The sequence below is a fragment of the Psychrobacter sp. UBA3480 genome (assembly GCF_002377945.1).
Taxonomy (GTDB): Bacteria; Pseudomonadota; Gammaproteobacteria; order Pseudomonadales; family Moraxellaceae; genus Psychrobacter.
Window position 1 is genome coordinate 138,734 of sequence record NZ_DFQV01000015.1, and the last position, 20,556, is coordinate 159,289.

The window sequence follows — 20,556 nt, forward strand, 5'->3', positions numbered from 1 at the left end:
CTATGTTTACTGTTCCTGTATTAGATATCAAATCTGATCCATTAGATGCTTTATTGGCTGTTGTTGGCTATCGTTTGTCTATGTTAGCTGATAGCGATAACGAAGACGTCAAAGCGTTGTTCGCTGATCGTCAAGTTACGATTGAGTTTGCTAGTACTGAGTCAGATATCGCCCGTTCTTTTAGCTTTGACAACGGACAGTTCAATCAACAAAGCGGGCATGCAAAAGAAGCCGATTTGACCATCACCTTTAAAGATTCTATGACTGGCGTTAGACTGCTAACCAAAGGTAGCTTGCCTGCCTTTATGACTGCTGTGCAAGAAGGTAACTTGAGCATCGAAGGCGACTATAGCCTAATGATGTGGTTCAATAAACTTGCTAAGCATATCGTTCCAGCTATCCCAGAAGAGTGCAAACCATATATCCAAAAAGCCAAACCTTACGCTTATAAAGCACAGAAATTTGCTGAGCATTGGGTTGGTATCGCTAAGCATAAACTTGGTAAATAAAAAGAATGGTGCACTGAGCGGTAGTCATTGGTAGAATGGATGATATAGAACTAGATAGCCAAACGTATAGTTACTATTTATGTGCGCTACTGTGACAATTATACATACTGTCTAGCAGTGTTCTGATTTTCTAAAAAGGTTGCGGTATACTATACGGCAACCTTTTTTGTTACCTTATAAATGACAATAGATAAAAACATTGGTTTTATTTAATACCCTCTAATTCTTATAAAAGGACTTACCTTATGGCAGGATTGCTTAGCATCTCCGAACCTGACGCCACCCAGCCAACTGATCTAGCCACTCAGCCAGATGTGACCAACAGTGATTTTTTGGCCAATCTAGCCACAGACGCGACTCAAACTGATAGTAAAGTTGCCACCACATATAGCCGTGAAGAAATCGCGCAACTGTTTGACTTACCTCTAATGGACTTGTTATTACAAGCACAGACCATCCATAGAAAGCATTTTACTGCCAATGAAGTACAAATCAGCACGCTACTCTCTATCAAAACGGGCAACTGCCCTGAAGATTGCGGCTATTGCTCGCAGTCAGGTCATCATCGCGACACCACCAAACTACAAGCAGAAAAACGCATAGAAGTTGATAAAGTCATCGCAGCCGCCAAACGCGCCAAAAATAGTGGCTCATCGCGTTTCTGCATGGGTGCCGCGTGGAAACATCCAAGTGCCAAAGACATGCCTTATGTGGTTGAGCTGATCAAAGAAGTGAAAGCACTGGGACTTGAAACTTGTATGACGCTGGGTATGCTCGATACCAATCAAGCGACACAGTTGGCTGATGCAGGGTTAGATTACTACAACCATAACCTAGATACTTCGCGCAGCTACTATGAACAAGTCGTCAGCACGCGTAGCTATGATGAGCGCTTAGACACGATAGAAAACGTGCGTAACTCTGGCATCAACGTCTGTAGTGGTAATATCGTTGGTATGGGCGAAAGCCGTGATGACCGCATCGATTGGGTACTTGAGCTGCTAAAAATGCCAAAAGCGCCTGAATCAATTCCAGTCAACTTACTGGTGCCTATTGCAGGTACACCGATTGGTGACAAAGTATTGGCCGAGGGTCAGCTATCTGTACTTGAGTGGATTCGTACTATTGCGGTCGCCCGTATTTGCTGCCCGACTAGCTATGTGCGTCTATCTGCTGGCCGCGAAAGTCTATCTGACTCTGAGCAAGCATTGGCCTTTATGGCAGGTGCTAACTCATTCTTTTATGGTGACAAACTTCTTACCACTGGTAACGCGAGCCAGTCAGGCGATGACAGACTCATGCGTGAGCTTGGCCTAACCAAACAGTTTGCCGCACCAAGAGCGCCTAAAGTACTGCCTGTAATGGATGCGATGAATGGTCATCAAACACAAGTTGTATTGGCAGATTAAGCCCACGCTAAAAAATACAAGCTAAGCAAGAGAAACTATGATGGCAGATTATTTTAACTGGATTAAAGCGGCGCACATTATCTCGATGGTCTGCTGGTTTGCGGCGATATTTTATTTGCCGCGCCTGTTCGTCTATCATGCGATGAGCGACGATAGCATCAGTCATGAGCGCTTTGCCATTATGGAGCGCAAGCTATATCGCGGTATCATGACCCCATCGATGATAGCGACATGGATCTTTGGTCTATGGATGTTAGGACTAGGCTGGGATGTCTATAAAACCCAAGGCTGGCTCCACGTCAAATTACTATTAGTAGTGCTGCTGTCAGGCTATCATGGTGCTTGCGGCTTTTATCGTAAAAAGCTGATAGATAATCCACACTATAAAACGCATAAATTCTGGCGCTGGTTTAACGAAGTGCCTGTCTTTGCCTTAGTGATTATCGTGATTCTAGTCGTGGTAAAACCGTTTTAGGTTCAGAAAAACCATTCAACATGCAAAATAAAAGCGTCCGTAACTTCAATGAGTTACGGACGCTTTTTTATTCACTTATAGAACATGGTGTCAAACTGGAAATATCAAACACTAAACACTAGGGCGCATAATTTGATAAACATTGCTTAAGTCATAAACGCGATAACGAGCTGGTTCACGGCGATTTTCGCCAGCATAGCTCAGTATTAAAGCCTGCTTGGCACGCTCATCGACCCAACCGACAAACAGTCCACTATGCTCAACGCCATTGTAACCATGATTGATATAATAGAGCCAGTCGCCTGCTTCAATCTCGCTGCTACTAGCATAGGGCCCTTGCGCATAAGTGCCTTTATGTATGGTATTACGCGATACCCCTGCCCGATTAAATACCGCATTTAAATAGTCCCAACAGCCACCTTGAATAATTGTACGCTCGTTAAGTGCCATTTTTCGTGCGGTACTGACCACTTCGCGTGCTGCCATACTACTCTGCGTCTCTGCATTACTCAGCAGAGGTAGATACTCGCTATCGACATTGTCATAGTTGCCTGATAAAAACGCTGGTAAGACTGTAGGTGCTGAACGCTGTACCTCAGGATAACGATAGGACGTATTCATCGTTGGTTGAATAGATTTTTGGGCGATAAGCATACTCATACTATCTGCATGGGCTTGTCCTACCATGCCGCAGGTAAATAGTAAAAAACCGCACGACGCGGCGACTGACGGTATAGACAAACGCAGCATGACTAACTCCTTGTCAACTAAATCTCAATGACAGTATCAATAATAAGAAGGATAAATTTTATAATCCTACTTATAAACCATTTGCGCACAAATCTGCAAGCACTATTCGCCTGCGATAGGTGATAGACGGTATAAATATACTGATAGATGACAATATTGGAGAGATACGTCGAGTGAGATTTAAAATGATATTTGAGTTAGAAAGTTAGATAACACGAAGATAATAGCTATACTTTGGTAAAGTATGAAATTAAGAAAAGATACTAATTACTCTTCATTCTGATATTTACATGGCGTTTCGTTAGCGCTTGCCCTTCTAAGATAGCTTTCGCAGCTTTTGCTTCTTGAGCACTCTCGAAACCAGTAATATGATATTTGCGAACGTCACTGCTATCGACAATCTGTAATTGCTCGCCAATCAGCGTTATCTTATCACCATCCGTTAAATGAATATGCTCACGCTTACCTAGATTGTCATGGACCAACTCGCCAGCCCTTACCCATAATGTGCCACTGCTAATCATACCGCTCATGGCTTTTTTATGCTGTTGGCGCTTTTTATTAAAAATGAAGCTACCAATGATAAGCAGTGCAAGCGCACCGATAGCTAGACGCTCAGGCAATAGGCTCATCGCCATGGCGACTGCGACGGCCCCGACCAATAATGCAGAACCAAACCAAAACATGCCATTATCAGCAGCATTTGATTGCCCTTGTAAGGTGATTTTGGCGCCATCATCAGTCAGCTTTAGCATGTGTTGTTACCTATTACGTAATGTACGAATATTTTCTATTAAAAAACTGCCTATTAGCAGCTAACAGGCAGTTATTGACACTAAAAACAAAGACAGTGTGTTGTATTTAAACGCTAGTCTACCAACCAAGCGCCGTCTGTTGCATTTTAATCAATTCAGCAATGCCTTTTTCAGCTAACGACAGCATAGCATCTGCTTGAGCACGAGTGAATGGCTTTTCTTCAGCAGTACCTTGTAGCTCAATGTACTCGCCTTTTTGAGTCATTACGACGTTCAAGTCGGTATCGCAGCTAGAGTCTTCTTCATAGTTCAGATCAAGATATGCTTCGCCATCTTTCATACCAACGGAAACCGCAGCAACCAATCCGATTAGCGGATCTGCTTTTAGTTTCTTAGCCTTTTGGATACTCTCTAGCGCATCGATAAGCGCAATCGCAGCACCAGTGATACTCGCCGTACGAGTACCACCATCCGCTTGCAACACATCGCAATCAAGATAGATAGTGTTTTCACCAAGTTTGCTCAGATCAATCATGGCACGTAAGCTACGACCGATCAAACGCTGAATCTCTTGCGTACGACCTGACTGCTTACCGCGGGCCGCTTCACGCTGATTACGCGTGTTGGTCGCACGTGGCAACATACCATACTCGGCTGTGATCCAACCTTTGCCTTTACCTTTGAGCCAACGCGGCACACCAGATTCTACACTGGCAGTACATAGTACTTTGGTATCGCCAAAACTTACCAATACTGACCCTTCAGCATGCTTCGTATAATGGCGCTCAAAGCTGATCGAGCGAAGTTGGTCAAGCTCACGATTGTCAATACGCATAAAAATTCCTAGTACAATGTTATAAAAGCAGTGTCATAAAAATACCTATCAGTTGTCAGCAAACACATTGATAGGTATGTAGTCGACTAAAATCTTAAGATATCCTAACGTGACAACGGCGCAATAGCAAGATTCGCTCCTGCCATTACGCCACCATTATCAATAGAATGTCAGATATAAACTATTCTAACCCTTCCATCTTACGCAATTCCTTACGTAGGATTTTGCCAACGTTCGACTTTGGTAATTCGTCAACGAACTGTATATGACGTGGGCGCTTATAGCCAGTCAGTTGTTTTTTGCCATATTCTAGTAGCTCTTTTTCAGTCACGTCGCCTTTTTTGACCACAAACAGTTTTGGTTCTTCGCCGCGATCATCGTTCGGTACACCAATAGCACCGCATTCTACGACTGCTGGATGCTCACTCATCGCCTCTTCAATTTCGTTTGGATAGACGTTAAAACCAGACACCAAAATCATGTCTTTTTTGCGATCGACAATTTTGATAAAGCCTTTTTCGTCCATGATGCCGATATCGCCCGTTTTTAAGTAACCGCTAGCCGTAAAGGATTCAGCAGTTTCTTTCGGACGATTCTGGTAACCAATCATGACCTGTGGACCTTTTACACAGATTTCACCGCGATCGCCCATGGCTACTATATTTTCGTCATCATCAATGAGTACGATATCGGTGCTAGGCGCAGGAATACCGATTTTTCCAGTAAATTCCGCAATGGTCATCGGATTAAAAGCCACCACAGGTGAGGTCTCAGACAAGCCATAACCTTCAACGATAGGCAGACCAGTGATTTTATGCCATTCTTTGGCTACACTTGGTAATACTGACATACCGCCGCCGATAGACGCTTTTAGATTAGAAAAGTCCAAATCAGCAAAGTTATCTTTGTGTACTAAGCCATTAAACAAGGTATTTACAGCAGGAATAAACGCTGGCTTGTACTTGGCCATCTCTTTGATAAGCCCATCAAGATCGCGCGGATTCGGAATGAGTAGCGAGGCATAACCTTGGTACATGCTACACATACCGCAGACCATAAATGAGAATACGTGATATAGCGGCAGTGCGGTCAAAATCACGTCTCTACCATCTATATCATCATCAAATGCACTGTTCATCAGCGCACTGACCTGTAGCATATTGGCAACTAGATTTCCGTGAGACAGCATCGCCCCTTTCGCGACTCCCGTCGTACCACCAGTATATTGCAGCAAGGCCACATCGCTTAAGTTCAACTCAGGGCGCTGGTATTTGCTGGCTGACTCAGCATTTAAGGCATGCTTGAAGCTCACACTATTCGGTATGCTATAAGCAGGAATCATCTTTTTGACATGACGAGCCACGAGGTTGACCACGGCTCCTTTAATCGTACCTAGCATATCGCCAATGGTACACACGACTACATGCTCTACCTGACCTTTGTCTTCGGCATCTTGATACGTCTTAGCAAAGTTTTCAACGATAAATAGCGCTTTCGCACCACTGTCATGCAATTGATGTGACAGCTCACGACTGGTGTATAGAGGATTTACATTGACCAACACCATCCCTGCGCGAATGATACCCAAAGCGACTACTGGATACTGCAAGACGTTGGGCATCATGACCCCAACTTTATCGCCTGCGACCAGTCCTATTGACTGCAAATAGCTAGCAATCTGGCGACTATATAGATCTAATTGCTTAAAAGTAATCGATGAGCCCATGCAGATATAGGCAGGTTTTTGGCCATAACGGCTAAAATTACGCTCGAACACATCAAGTAGAGAGGTACTGTCTTCTGGCATCTCGATAGTAGCATCGATGCTATAGCGCTCATAAGCGCTCAGCCACGGACTATCGCTGTCGATGGTCGGCATAGTAGGAAACGCATTGCTTTGATAGGCGTCGTTAGTAGTATTAGCTTTATCATCAGTTATAGCGCTATTATCTGTCGTTTTTTTATTAATATTATCCGTCATAATTTTCCCTAAATGTTACTGTTAAAAACATTGAATATGCTAATGGAAACACCATTTTTTATGATTATTGCTGACAGCAGAAGCTTATGAATAAGAAACAGATAAGTATGATCGGGTTTGTCATTCATAAGCTTTGCAAATTAAAGGACGACACTAAGTCTATGATAAATAATACTACCACTCAGCACGACCAAGTCGAAAACGATATTTACTACCATGATTTCGCCTATTGTTTTGAGTAAAACCAGTACGATTTTTTGGATAAAAACAAAAATACGTCGATGGGCACTATAGCAGTTTTAATAGATATTCTCTATTAATAGTAGCTGTCATCCGCAAATATCAAAAGCGATAAAGACAAAAAAATGATAAGACAGCATGGTTGCAGCCTTATCATTTTTGGTTACTACTTTAGTTACTACAGTATCTAATCGAGCGATACTTTCACATGTGCCCTTAGTTAATACACGCAGCTATCAAACAACTCTCTAGGTACGTGTATCAGCAAATTAACCGTGGTTCTTTTCTTCAAGTACGCGTAGATCTTTACGTAAAATCTTACCAACGTTCGATTTTGGTAGCTCGTCAATAAACTCAACACGACGAGGACGCTTATAACCTGTTAAGTTCTCTTTACCGTACTCAAGAACTTCTTCGGTAGTCAGACTTGGATCGTTACGGACAACATAGATCTTAGGAATCTCACCGCTTTTCTCGTCTTCGATACCGATGACACCACATTCTAAAATCTTAGGATGGCCAGCCATGACTTCTTCAACTTCGTTCGGATAGACGTTGAAACCAGAAACCAAAATCATGTCTTTTTTGCGGTCAACGATCGTCACGTAGCCATTGTCAGCCATGATACCGATATCGCCAGTACGGAAGAATCCGTCTGCGGTCATCACTTCGGCGGTAGCATCTTCACGATTCCAGTAGCCTTTCATAACCTGTGGGCCACGAACACTAATCTCGCCGCGCTCACCAAGCTCTACTTCGTTACCAGCATCATCTAAGATAGCAACATCAGTCGCTGGCATCGGCACACCAATAGTACCTGTGAATGTTTTGCTATTGCTAGGATTAGAAGTCGCAACCGGTGCTGTTTCAGACAATCCATAACCTTGGATAATGATATTACCCGTTACTTGACGCCATTTTTCAGCAGTTGGACTCAGTACTGCCATGCCGCCGCCCATTGATTGACGCAGCTTGCTATGATCCATCGCGATAAATTCTTCGTTATTGGCAAGCGCGTTAAACAACGTGTTAACCGCTGGGAAGAATGCTGGTGGATTGGCTTTATATGCTTTTAATAAGCTGTCAAGATCGCGTGGGTTTGGTACTAATAGCACCACACAACCGCGATATAAACCAAACATGCCGCACACAGTAAATGAGAAAATATGATACATCGGCAATGCTGTCATAATGACAGGCTGCTCACCCCTTTGATCGAAATCATCAAAAGCGGTGCCCAAAAAGGTATTAGATTGAATTAAATTTGCGACTAAGTTTTTGTGCGTCAGCATTGCGCCTTTTGCCACACCTGTCGTACCACCGGTATATTGTAGGACGGCGATGTCATCGAGCGTGATATTGCTTGGGCGTTTATATTTACTCGCAGCGCTATGACTCAGCGCACTTTTGAAGGTAATGCTATTGCTAATACTATAGGCAGGCACCATTTTTTTGACATGGCGGACGACCGTATTGACCATAAAGCCCTTCAGCGTACCCATCAAATCGCCCATACCCGTAATCACGACTTTATCGACCACATTGCGACCGATGTCTTGATAGGTTTTGGCAAAGTTTTCGACCATGATTAGCACTTTGGCGTCTGAATCGGTCAATTGATGCTCAAGCTCTCTGGTAGTGTACAGAGGGTTGACGTTGACTAAGGTAAAGCCTGCACGTAGTACAGCGATGACAGAGATTGGTAACTGCAAAATGTTGGGCATCATGACGGCAACTTTATCGCCTTTGACCAATCCTAATGACTGTAGATAAGCGGCCATTTGACGGCTGTATAAATCTACTTCTTGGAAGCTTAACGATGAACCCATGCAGATATAGGCAGTTTTATCAGCATTTTCAGCGAAGCTTTTTTCGAAAATATCGATAAGTGACGTATTGTCGGCTGGCAACTCAATGTCATACTCCAAACCAAGTTCTTCATACGTTTTCAGCCAAACTTTATCGTCACGACGGGTTAAGTTTCCTTGATTTTCCATAATCTTTTCTCTCCTAGTAATAATACATTACCGTCAACTCACGCCAATCACAGTGTGATAAATATACAAAACGTCAGAGTCTTGCCTATCGTTATGATAAAAAGCAAGGCTGCGACATATTTGTATAGTGCTGAGCGAACAATATAGCGGTAAATAGCCCTTTGTTCATTAACATACACACTTTATACATAGTACTCAATACAAAAGATTGCTACACCAGTTCTCAAATAGGCTTGACGCTCAATATCCCTATAAATATCAATATATTAGATTAAAAATCTCAGTCAAGCTATTAGAAGATATGACCCTTGACTTTTGCTCCCTAATGACCATCCCGACACGATATCTGTTCACTATCGGCTACTTTTTAGCGCACTCGCCAGCTCAGTCAACGTCACAAAGTTGCGACGAGTACCATCAGTAACGCTACTTGGTCTATCTGCGATACTACTTTTGGCAAGCTTAGTGCTATCACTGTATTGCCAGTCATTAATATAATCGCTTTGAGTCAAGCGTTGACCGAATCCTGCTACTGCCATCGCAAACTGGGTATCGATACTGGCTTTATTTAAAGCGTGGCTGGCTTTATTAATCGGTTGACTAATCAGTTTGGAGCTACCTCCTGTCGGTGCTTTATAACGAATTTTTAGATAGCCAAGCTCATTAGAGTTTTGTTTGTTATTCGAACTAATACTGGCATTGCTATTAGCATAACGGCGATCGCTATATAACCCTTTTTGACCTTTTGGTGTCACTTCAAACAAGGCGATAACTGCCTTGCCTGCCCCGAGCTCCCCTGCATCAATTTTGTCATTATTGAAGTCTTCTTCAGCCAGTACGCGATTTTCATAACCAATCAAGCGCCACTCACTCACCACATCAGGATTAAACTCAACTTGGACTTTTACGTCTTTAGCGACGGTGTTAAATGTCGCTGCTAACTCATCCCCAAAGACTTTTTTTGCTTCAGTTAAGCTGTCAATATAGCTGTAATTACCATTGCCGTTGTCCGCCATCTGTTCCATCATGTGATCATTCAGATTACCACGACCAAAGCCAACGGTAGACAAAGAGATACCGCGATCGCGATTGGCTTTGACCAAATCAAGCATCTCATCGACATCACTAATACCAACGTTAAAATCGCCATCCGTTAGCATCATTATTCGATTGATACCGTTCTTTTTTAGTCCTTGTTCAGCTTGTCTGTAGGCCAATTTCAGAGCATCTTCCCCATTGGTTGAGCCTGAGGCGTTTAACCCATCGATCGCAGCCAATATTTTTGCTTTTTGGTCACCACTGGTCGCAGGCAATGCCACACTAGTACTACCTGAATAGGTCACGATACTGATGCTGTCTTGGGCGCGCATTTGCTCTGTCAACAGCTTAAGCGAAGACTGTGCCAATGGCAGCTTATCGCGTGACGACATAGAGCCTGACACGTCTACCAAAAATACGAGATTGGCAGGTGGCATAGATTGCTTATCTGTTTTTTGCGACCAGCTATTATCAACGGCCTTGATACCGACTTTGACGATTTTATTATCCTGATCTGCTCTATCCCAAGGTGAATCCACTACTTCAGTTGATACAACAAACGGGGCACTACCTAAACGTTTGCTATCATCAAATTGATAGTTAAAATAATTAATCAATTCCTCTACCCGTACGGCATCAACAGGTGGTAGTTGACCCTCGTTTAAATAGCGGCGCACATTGGCGTAGCTGCCCGTATCGGTATCGATAGACAAGGTTGATACCGCCATATCCGTAGTTCGATGTACAGGATTGGCTGCGTTTTTTTGATAGTTGTCTTTTGCCTCTGGCGTGACTATGATGCTCGGTAATGGGCGTACGATACCTGTCTGCGCCGCAGAACGTATCATCATCTGTTGGCTGATGACTGAGGGCTTAACACTGGGTGACGCCATGATAGACTCTGACACCACTGCTGCACCTTGATTGACTGTGCTGCTTGTCTCGGCTGGTAGCGTTTTGCTCATTTGTGAAGGGCTACAGGCTGTCAATCCTAGACTGGTTATAGCAGTAATCAATAGTACATTTCTAGTAGTGTTTTTCCCTATGTGCTTACTTTCGTTTTTCAGCATTGTAGAGGCGGAAATTTTAGATAAAGGGTCAAATGACATAACAGAAATTCCTTATTGTAAGATAATTCAGTAGCGACTTGTCCGTGTCAATACATGGTTAACGCTATTTAAATAGGCAAAGCAGCCGCCTTATTCAGTCTATTAGCTGTCATACTTTCAGTTGTTAATTTTGCATTAAAACTATTCTGTACCTACTGTTTTTGGATTGATGATAGACAAAATATCTTAAATAGAAAGGATTCAACCTTAAGACATCTATTAACCATATAAAAAACAAATATTAGATTTACTATACTTAACTTGATCTATAAAAGCTATGAATCACCACACTATAAAAGACCCTTATAAGCGCTTGTTTTAAGCACGTCACGAGATGTCGTATATTCTGATATACGTCTTTTTAATTGGTGCAATATCCTTTACGATAGCACTATCCTATTTGTATGCTTGAACCAATTATCTATACCTATTAAAACTGATAAGTGAATCCTATTTTATGTCTGATGTTATTGATCATACGATCGCCCCAATTATTCCCAATGAGCCGATGGATACTCGTTCAGTCGCAGAATTCACTGAGCAGGCCTACCTCAACTATGCCATGTACGTCATTATGGATCGGGCGTTGCCAAATATCGCTGACGGTCTAAAACCTGTCCAGCGTCGCATCGTCTATGCTATGAGCGAGCTTGGGCTAAAGTCCTCTGCCAAGGCGAAAAAGTCTGCGCGTACGGTCGGTGACGTATTGGGTAAATACCATCCGCATGGTGATAGCGCTTGTTATGAAGCCATGGTACTAATGGCTCAGCCGTTCAGCTATCGCTATCCGCTTATCTCTGGTCAAGGTAACTGGGGTAGCCCAGATGATCCGAAATCCTTTGCAGCGATGCGTTATACCGAAGCCAAAATGTCGGCTTATGCCAATACGTTGCTGGCAGAACTCGGACAAGGCACGGTCGATTGGCAAGATAACTTCGATGGCACGATGCAAGAGCCAACTACCCTACCTGCCCGCCTGCCTAATATCTTATTAAATGGTACAACGGGTATCGCAGTCGGTATGGCAACAGACATTCCGCCGCATAACCTTAATGAAGTGGTACGCGCGGCCATTCGTTTGCTCAAAAACCCAGAGCTTTCGATCAAGCAGCTTACCCAATCAATACCAGCACCTGATCTGCCGACACCTGCTGAAATCATCACTAGCAAAAAAGATTTGCAAGCGATGTACGAGACTGGACGCGGCAGTTATAAGATGCGCGCCACCTTTCATGTTGACCCTAAAGAAAAAAATCTCGTCATTATTGACGCGCTTCCTTACCAAGTTTCAGGCAACAAAATCCAAGAGCAAATTGCTAAGCTTATGACTGATAAGAAGCTGCCTTGGGTGACCGACATTCACGATGAATCAGATCACGAAAATGCCTGCCGTATCGTCCTTGAGTTGCGCTCAACGCGGGTCGATGTCGATCGTGTCATGAGTCATCTATTTGCTAGTACTGACCTAGAAAGCAATTACCGCGTCAATATGAATATGATTGGCTTAAATGGTAAGCCTCAGGTGAAAAACCTAAAGGAAGTCTTGGAAGAATGGTTAATCTGTCGCCGCTCGGTGGTCACGCGCCGCCTGCAATATCGCCTCGATAAAATTGATAAACGCTTGCATATCTTGGCGGGCTTGCTGATTGCTTATCTGAATATTGATGAAGTGATTCGCATCATTCGTGAAGAGGACGATCCAAAAGCGACCTTGATGCAGGACTATGACCTGACTGACATTCAAGCCAATGCTATCTTGGATATTCGTTTGCGTCAGTTGGCAAAATTAGAGGAAATTGAGCTGCGCCGCGAGCAAGATGAACTCGCTGCCGAACGTGCCATCATTCAAGAGTACTTAGACAATCCAGACAGTCTAACCAATCTGATGATCGATGAGCTTACCGCCGATATGAAAGAACATGGCAATGAGCGTGTATCACCATTGGCAGAGCGCGAAGAAGCACAAGCATTAAAAGAGTCAGATCTCGTACCAAGTGAGCCGGTCACTGCCATCCTATCAAAAGCGGGTTGGATTCGAGCCGCTAAAGGTCATGATGTCGATGCTGCTGGTATGAGTTACCGCTCAGGTGACAGCTATCAAGCACACGTGCGCGGCAAATCTAACGAGCGAATCTACGTGCTCGACAGCACTGGACGCAGTTACAGTATCGATGCGCATAATTTAGCGTCTGCGCGTGGTCAAGGTGATCCGCTAACCAGTGTGTTAAAGCCGCCAGCAGGCGCTAGCTTTGAGCAGCTATTAACGGGTGATAACGAGCAACGTATTATCCTTGCTAGTTCAGCAGGTTATGGTTTTATCAATACCATTGGCAACCTCGATAGCAATCAAAAAGCTGGTAAAAACGTCATTAACCTAGCAACTGACAGTCGACTGCTCCCTGTTGCACGTATCGATGCGCCAGTAGAGACGGCCGCTAATACCGAAGGTGAAAATAGCAATGTGCGTGTGACACCTGATCATGTTGCTGTCGCGACCAATGCAGGGTATCTACTGATATTTGCCCTTGATGATTTGCCTGAACAAGCTCGCGGTAAAGGGAACAAACTTATTAAATTAAAAGATGGTGAAGAAGTGCTCGCTATCACACCACTTAGTCAGCAAGACAGTCTTGTCATCACTGCTGGCAAACGCCATGTGACACTCAAGCCAAATGATTTGGCTAACTATACGGGTGTTCGCGGTAATCGTGGTGGACAGTTGCCAAGAGGCTTTCAGAACGTAACGAGTGTTGAAGTTGGGTAGTTTGACTATTTAAATTTTGGAAATCCTAGTTCAAAATCTAGCTAATAAAATTAAACAGCTCCTATTAAAAAGCCGCCTACACAAACGTATAGGCGGCTTTTCTACGCTACTCAAAATAAAGAAATTATTTAAGACTTATTAGATACAGCATCCTCAAAGATCGCTTTCAGGAAGCTTGTAATCTGAGTGCTTTTCATTAGATACGGATTAAAGTCAGCACCTGCCGAGAAGCTTTTTAGGGTATATGCTTCGTCTTCTGCACTTGATGTTAAATATTTTATTAAAAACCCATCCCACCTACGTTCTTCTATTTCCTCAATCTCACTGAGGTGGGGTACTAGGTAAGAGTACTCACTAATTAATTTTACTAGTATTTCATTGATAAGAGGTCTTGGACCTTCAATATTTTGAATAAAGTAATTGTCATTCACGACAAGCGCTGAGGTTACACCACTTTTTTCATTATTTCTTCGCCATTGCTCAAGCAGACGAGCCAACCCTATCCCATTATTACTGTCACTATTTCTGCCAATATACGTTAGGCTTAGAGTAATATGCTCACCATGTCTTTTTCTATCTTCTAAAGGTTGGCTGGTAGTGATATGCATAAGAAACCTTATTTATAAAAAATTATCTAAATCAAAAGACACTTTATAGACGGCTTTTTTATGCCAATTAAAATAGATGACTCTTATGATATGTAAATGCTACTCATCTAAAACCTATCGGATTCAGCCCCTTCAAATATCGCTGTCAAAAAGCTTTCAATCTGAGTACTTTGCATTAGATAAGGATTGAAATCAAAACCTGCTGAGAAACTTTTTAAGGCATACTCCTCATCTTCGGCACTTTCCGTCAGGTGTTTGGTTACGAATCCATCCCATCGAAGCGCTTCTATCTCTTCCACCTTGACAACATTAGGAATAATCTTGAAATGCTCATCAATTATCTTCGCTAGAGCAGCGTTGACCGCCGGTCTTGAGCCTTGAATGTTTTGAACAAAGTAACCGTCATTGATCACAAGCGCTGCAACTAACCCGCTTTCCTCAAAGTATCTTCGCCACTGTTCAAGAGCACGAGTCAACTCTATACCTGTTTTCATTTCGATGTTTTTACCGATATACGTTAGGCTAATCAGCAGATGCTCGCCATGTCTTTTCCTATTTTCTGAAGTTTGACTGGTCGTTATTTGCATAAGAAAATCCATTTATATAATAGGTATATAAATTAATATACACTTTATCATAAAGTATAATCAATAAAACTCTTAGGAATTGACCAACTTCTTATCATCTATACCTTAAAATAATATGACAAAAACAGGTATCACCAAGGCGTCTTTAGTAGTTAAGTTCTGCAAGAGTCAGGTATGAATAGTCACTTATGAACATCCGCCAATATTTTATCCAGTTGCTAAGAAAACATCCTGTACCGCTACTGCTAACTTGCTTTCAACAAAAAGCCGCCTATACAAAGGTATAGACGGCTTTTATATTCTATCTAGGACAAGTATCTATTAACTATTTTAAGAGGCAAATGCTTAAGAAATAAATGCTACTCATTAAAAATTAATTAGATTCAGCATTTTCAAAAACCGCCTTCAAGAAGCTTTCAATCTGAGAGCTTTTCATTAGATAAGGATTATAGTCAGAGCCTGCTGAAAAGTTCTTTAGGGCATGCTCTTCGTCTTCAACACTTGAGGTTAGATGTTTAACTAAAAACCCATTCCATTGGCGCGATTCTATTTCCTCTATATTCACAATATTAGGGACAATAGTGGAATGCTCGTCAAGTATCTTTTCCAAGGCAGTATTGATAGCAGGTCTTGTTCCTTGGAAACTTTGAACGAAATAACCTTCGCTAATGACTAAAGCTGAAACGATATCGTTTTCTTCAAAATATCTGCGCCAGTACTCAAGTGCGCGAGTCAGCTCAATCCCCGAATCTAGATCGACATTTTTGGCGATATATGTCATGTGGATAAGAATATGTTCGCCATGCCTTTTTCTATCTTCTGAAGGTTGGCTTGCCGTTATGTTCATAAGAAACCTTATTTATAAAAAATTCATTCAAATCAAGGTATACTTTAAGATAAAGTATAATTAATAACGTTTTTTACCATTTGCTATGATTTTTTTAGATTTATAACATAGAAGTTTCAATGATATAGTATACCGATATCCATAGTAGTAAAATTATACTACAAAGTTGTCACGTTCAGTATCTTGGCATTATTCCAATAGTTAACAAGCCTAATCTATATTCTCCTATAGCCCTGCCTCAACGCACTTATATGACTAAGTCATGTTTACTTATAGACTAAACTCTACAAGCATTTATCAGGGTCTTTAATGTCTGTTGAGTTAACGCATTTATAGGTATGTAAAACACAACCCACCCTCAATAAACAGCCGTCTATGCTATGTATAAATAGTGTTGTATAGACGACTTTGTTGCATACTAATTGCTGCATATTAATTGAATAGCTAACGTATCAATACCGACCCATCTCAACGGTTGTTTCAGCAAGTACCGAATCGCCTTGCCATGCTTGTACATCTACCGTATACAGATGGTTCTTGCCGCCAGAGCAAGGCGGCTTATATGCACCGCCCACCTCACCTTTGCGGTTACGGTATTCTGCGACCATCTCAATACCGACTGGTACTTCGTAAGTATGACCAAATACTCTTGGCACTTCTGCGCTCGTAGCACCCTCTGGTAGCGCGAACTCGACGATACCATGCCCACCATGCTGCATACGTTTGTTGCTTACATCGTTATAGACGAATACCAAGCTTTCCGCGCCTGTAGGAATGTTTGAAACAGTCATACTAGGCGTGGCTGGACTTTTGCCATCATAATTCAGACATTGCTGCCCCTCAGGTATTTTTTTGCCATCCCAAGCAGCATCATTAAATTCAACATCCATTGCAAGAGCATTGGCAGATAAAGCCAAGGTTGCCCAAACTGTAACCGATTTTAAGGTAAAGAATTTCATACTTGTTCCTTTAGGTAACTGATGCATTAATAACGATAGTCCATCTTATTTCGTAGATTATTTTTGATAATTGAATATAACTTTATAATAAATAGACACGGTTAAGTTAATCATATCGTTTAGCATTTTTGTTAATCCTCTGGACAAGCTATGAGCAATTTCACAGATCACTATGCTAATGCTGACTCAATAAGCATACTTGTAGCATCATAGGTTACTCGATAGGTATTTATCTGATTGGGTATGTTGTAGTAGTATCTGAATCATTGTATCTACACGACTAAAAATAATAGGATCATCATGTTTATCGAAGATAAGATTGCCAAAGAAAGTATGACTACTAAGATTTCGACCCCCAAAATCATCTTTTTTGACATCGATGATACCTTGAGCCGTAACGGCATTATCGCTGAACACAATAAAGCGACGCTTGAGCAGCTTGCAGATACCGATATTAAACTAGTGATTTCGACTGGTCGTTCTAAAGCCATATTGCCTGAAGACATTCTAACGTTGCTTGATGCAGATATATTGGACGCCATTATTTGTATGAATGGACAATATAGTTTTGATAAAAGCGGCCGAATCAGCCACTACCCGTTAACTGCTGAACAGACAGATAAAATCGTACGCCTGTGTCAACAGAGTGATTTGATTCATAAGTTTGACTCTGCCACTCATATCGCGTGGTCAGGTGAAAATGAACGTTTACGCGAATTCAATGCGGTCACGCCCAACTCGATCCTTGACCCTGAGTACTACAAAACAAATACCGTCTATCAGTGCTCGGTATTTTTTAATAATCAGCAAGAAAAAATGCAGGATATCGACTTTGCTCAGTATGATTTAAAGCTAGTACATTGGCATCAGATTGGTGCCGATATCTTGCCAGCAGATGCGTCAAAAGCTCGCGGTATCAAAGATATGTGCGAGTACTATGCGGTAGATGCAAGCGAATGTATGGCATTTGGTGATGGTATGAATGACTTAGAAATGTTCGACTTGGTTGGGTTTGCTGTGGCAATGGGAGATGCACAGCCAGCTTTAATAGAACGCGCTGACTTTGTCACTGGGACGATCGAAGAGTATGGTATTCAAACCGTGCTTAATCAGTTAGCAATGAAGTCGTAAGACTCTTCAGGTACATAAAGCCATTAACTTTTATTTAAAAAAAGCCCTTACTAGGTCGCTAGTAAGGGCTTCTTATTATGGACTAGTTTTATATAGAAAATACAAATGAAAGCTGGAGCGGTGATGATTTCATTACGTCGACGATCGTTTCTTTTCTTCTACAAATCCAATAGAGCGTTGAGGCATTAGCTAAGGCATCAGTTAAGGCATAGTCAAGCCACCATCAACAGCGATAGACTGTCCAGTAATAGCCATGCTCAAATCAGATGCCATGAGCAATACTGAATTGGCAAAGTCAGCTACCGAAGTCGCTTGGCGCAGCGGCGTTGTAGTCGCGATATAGTCAAATACCTCTTCAGTGGTTAAGCTGCTTGCATCGGTAGTTTTTAATAATCCACCTGCCAGCAAATTAACCCGAATACCATATTGACCAAGCTCGCTCGCGAGATTGCGTGTTAGCCCAATCAATGCTGATTTAGCCGTGGTGTAATCATAATAGGTAACCACTGGGTTGTAGATAAGATTGGTCGATATATTAATGATTTTGCCTACTTGCTGCGCTTTCATTTGCGGCAGCACCGCTTGCACCGTGTTGACTGCGCCTTTGACGATACCGTCCATTTGCTGCGAAAAATGCGACCACTTTACTGTTTCAATACTGGTGTACGCAGCGCTTGGATTGAACTGATAACTTGGTAAAGCATTATTGACCAATATATCGATACGACCATGACGAGTGATGACTTCAGCTGCCATGGCTTGTACTTGCTCAAGCTCGGTGACATCCGCCTGATAAGCAAATGCTTGACCGCCTGTCGCGATGATATCAGCCACTATCGTCTCAGCAGCCTGTTTACTATTGAGGTAGTTGACGCAAACGATAGCACCTGCTGCCGCCATTTGCTGTGCAATCTGTGCACCAAGCCCACGACTGGCTCCGGTGACTATGGCAACTTTATCCGTAAGCAATGCTGGTATAACTGAGTGGCTCTTATTCAAGGCGTTTTGAGTTGAGGTACTTTCGGTCATTGTGCTGTATCCTTTATTATTATGGTATGGTTGGTGTCTTAAAGCCAAAGGCTTACATCTGCTTAGATGATGTTCGTCATACTTCAGTCTGCGCCAATCATAGCATGGTTATATACTATGTTTTTTCGATTCGACATTAGCAGCTCGCTAGCAGTTCTACTCACAATTAGCTGTCATTAAGTTAGTTTTGCTACTCATCTCATTAGCCCAACTGGCTATTTTTATTAGTATTGTTAAGCATTGCCTTAATAATAACCCTTTAAATTGTATAAATGAATGACCATAATAGTTTTATTGGCCATATCAGGCTTTTATCTTTTTGGCTTTTTTATTGAATTTTTCTGATTTGCATTATCTTTATTTAGGAGAGATATTTTGACCCATTTATCATCGTCCCATCCAACTACTCACACCTCGGCTAGTGTCGGTCGTATAGTGCCAAAAGCATTGTTAGCAATGGCTGTCGGCTTGGTGCTTGCCAGCTGTAGCAACTCTGATAATGCAGCGGATGGCAGTGCTGCGTCGAGCAATGAGACGCTGAACCTTTACAACTGGTCAGAATATATGCCGCAAGAGATTTTAGATGGTTTTGAAGAAGAAACTGGCATCTCAGTTAATTACACCACATTTGACTCTAACGAAGCGATGTATGCCAAGCTCAAACTACTCGATGATTCTAGTCAGTATGACTTAGCGATTCCATCGACTTATTATGTCGAAAAAATGGCGAAAGAAGGACTACTGCAAGAACTAGATAAATCTAAATTGAGCAATTTCAAAAACCTTGATACCTCATTTACCAATACCAAAGTCGATCCTGATAACAAATACTCTATCCCTTATATGTGGGGCAGCACCGGTCTAGCCATTAACGGTGACAGTGTCGATCCGAAAACTGTCAATAGCTGGAATGACCTATGGGATCCTAAGTATAAGGGTCAGGTGATGCTGACTAATGATGTGCGTGAAGTCTTTGGTATGGCACTGCTAACTCTTGGCTACTCAGGTAATAGTAGTAATCCTGACGAAATCGAAGCCGCTTACGATAAGCTCACCACGTTGATGCCAAACGTCAAAACTTTTAACTCTGATGCGACACGTATGCCATATATCGAAGGTGAGACGGCACTTGGTATGACATGGAATGGTGAAGCAGTCATGGCCAATGACGAAGGTTTGACCAGCTTGGTTTATAAATATCCAACCGAAGGCGCTATCTTATGGATGGACAATTTTGTCATTCCAAAAAATGCCAAGCAAGTTGATGCAGCACATAAATTTATTGATTACTTATTGCGTCCTGAAAATGCAAAAATCGTCAGCGAAGAGATTGGCTACGCATCACCAAACATAGCAGCGCGAGAATTGATGGATGAGAGCGTCCAAAACAATCCAACGATTTATCCTTCCAAAGAAGTATTAGCAAAAGCTGAGTTCCAAGAAGATGTAGGCGATGAAGCGTTGCAAGTGTATCAACAGTACTGGGATAAGCTAAAGACTGGTCGTTAATAGTTTTAATTTAGCGTTTTAGAA

17 protein-coding genes are annotated in these 20,556 nt (G+C 42.2%); 6 read left to right on the forward strand and 11 right to left on the reverse strand.

The annotated features are described in order from the left end of the window. Window positions 1–2 precede the first annotated feature (2 nt). From B2863_RS05930 to hemJ, 3 genes are all read left to right on the forward strand, one after another. The gene (locus B2863_RS05930; protein ID WP_296208198.1) at window positions 3–509 is read left to right on the forward strand and encodes an SCP2 sterol-binding domain-containing protein; all 507 of its coding nucleotides are present in this window, start codon (window positions 3–5) and stop codon (window positions 507–509) included. Between the two features lie 245 nt (window positions 510–754). Next, the gene (gene bioB, locus B2863_RS05935; protein WP_296208199.1) at window positions 755–1,918 is read left to right on the forward strand and encodes a biotin synthase BioB; all 1,164 of its coding nucleotides are present in this window, start codon (window positions 755–757) and stop codon (window positions 1,916–1,918) included. Window positions 1,919–1,958: 40 nt separating this feature from the next. Beyond that, window positions 1,959–2,393, forward strand: coding sequence for a protoporphyrinogen oxidase HemJ (hemJ, locus tag B2863_RS05940; protein ID WP_057762639.1), 435 nt, complete (start codon window positions 1,959–1,961; stop codon window positions 2,391–2,393). A gap of 111 nt (window positions 2,394–2,504) precedes the next feature. On the opposite strand, the gene B2863_RS05945 is transcribed toward hemJ, so the two are convergent. The 6 genes from B2863_RS05945 to B2863_RS05970 all read right to left on the reverse strand — a co-directional run bounded on the left by B2863_RS05945 (window position 2,505) and on the right by B2863_RS05970 (window position 11,098). Continuing rightward, entirely contained in the window at window positions 2,505–3,143 is a 639-nt protein-coding gene (locus B2863_RS05945) for a hypothetical protein (RefSeq protein WP_296208201.1), read from the reverse strand. Between the two features lie 263 nt (window positions 3,144–3,406). Beyond that, the gene (locus tag B2863_RS05950; RefSeq protein ID WP_296208203.1) at window positions 3,407–3,898 is read right to left on the reverse strand and encodes a hypothetical protein; all 492 of its coding nucleotides are present in this window, start codon (window positions 3,896–3,898) and stop codon (window positions 3,407–3,409) included. A gap of 118 nt (window positions 3,899–4,016) precedes the next feature. Beyond that, a complete protein-coding gene (rph, locus tag B2863_RS05955; RefSeq protein ID WP_057761673.1) occupies window positions 4,017–4,733 on the reverse strand; it encodes a ribonuclease PH in 717 nt (238 codons plus the stop codon). 181 nt (window positions 4,734–4,914) lie between these two features. After that, complete coding sequence (locus B2863_RS05960) at window positions 4,915–6,714, reverse strand: AMP-binding protein (protein ID WP_296208204.1); 1,800 nt, start codon at window positions 6,712–6,714, stop codon at window positions 4,915–4,917. A 509-nt stretch (window positions 6,715–7,223) separates the two neighbouring features. Further along, complete coding sequence (locus tag B2863_RS05965) at window positions 7,224–8,951, reverse strand: AMP-binding protein (protein ID WP_296208205.1); 1,728 nt, start codon at window positions 8,949–8,951, stop codon at window positions 7,224–7,226. Between the two features lie 353 nt (window positions 8,952–9,304). Next, window positions 9,305–11,098 carry a vWA domain-containing protein gene (locus B2863_RS05970; RefSeq protein WP_296208207.1) on the reverse strand — a complete coding sequence of 598 codons (1,794 nt, stop codon included), beginning with the start codon at window positions 11,096–11,098 and terminating at the stop codon, window positions 9,305–9,307. Window positions 11,099–11,555: 457 nt separating this feature from the next. Between B2863_RS05970 and parC the strand changes: the two genes are divergently transcribed. Continuing rightward, window positions 11,556–13,862 (forward strand): DNA topoisomerase IV subunit A, encoded by a 2,307-nt coding sequence (gene parC / locus B2863_RS05975; RefSeq protein ID WP_296208209.1) that lies wholly within the window; start codon window positions 11,556–11,558, stop codon window positions 13,860–13,862. Window positions 13,863–13,990: 128 nt separating this feature from the next. Here the strand turns inward: parC and B2863_RS05980 are convergent, their stop codons facing one another. From B2863_RS05980 to B2863_RS05995, 4 genes are all read right to left on the reverse strand, one after another. Further along, entirely contained in the window at window positions 13,991–14,470 is a 480-nt protein-coding gene (locus tag B2863_RS05980; RefSeq protein ID WP_296208211.1) for a BLUF domain-containing protein, read from the reverse strand. 107 nt (window positions 14,471–14,577) lie between these two features. Next, window positions 14,578–15,057, reverse strand: a complete 480-nt coding sequence (locus B2863_RS05985) for a BLUF domain-containing protein (RefSeq protein ID WP_296208213.1) — start codon at window positions 15,055–15,057, stop codon at window positions 14,578–14,580. A 373-nt stretch (window positions 15,058–15,430) separates the two neighbouring features. Continuing rightward, window positions 15,431–15,904, reverse strand: coding sequence for a BLUF domain-containing protein (locus tag B2863_RS05990; RefSeq protein WP_296208215.1), 474 nt, complete (start codon window positions 15,902–15,904; stop codon window positions 15,431–15,433). A 452-nt stretch (window positions 15,905–16,356) separates the two neighbouring features. Next, a complete protein-coding gene (locus tag B2863_RS05995) occupies window positions 16,357–16,863 on the reverse strand; it encodes a hypothetical protein (protein ID WP_296208217.1) in 507 nt (168 codons plus the stop codon). A gap of 300 nt (window positions 16,864–17,163) precedes the next feature. On the opposite strand from B2863_RS05995, the gene B2863_RS06000 reads away from it, so the two are divergent. Then, complete coding sequence (locus B2863_RS06000; RefSeq protein ID WP_296208218.1) at window positions 17,164–17,994, forward strand: HAD family hydrolase; 831 nt, start codon at window positions 17,164–17,166, stop codon at window positions 17,992–17,994. 201 nt (window positions 17,995–18,195) lie between these two features. Here B2863_RS06000 and B2863_RS06005 read toward each other — a convergent pair whose 3' ends face one another. Beyond that, window positions 18,196–19,023: a 3-oxoacyl-ACP reductase gene (locus B2863_RS06005; RefSeq protein WP_296208219.1), complete on the reverse strand. Its 828-nt coding sequence runs from the start codon at window positions 19,021–19,023 to the stop codon at window positions 18,196–18,198. 375 nt (window positions 19,024–19,398) lie between these two features. On the opposite strand from B2863_RS06005, the gene B2863_RS06010 reads away from it, so the two are divergent. Further along, window positions 19,399–20,532 carry an ABC transporter substrate-binding protein gene (locus tag B2863_RS06010; RefSeq protein WP_296208220.1) on the forward strand — a complete coding sequence of 378 codons (1,134 nt, stop codon included), beginning with the start codon at window positions 19,399–19,401 and terminating at the stop codon, window positions 20,530–20,532. Window positions 20,533–20,556 lie beyond the last annotated feature (24 nt).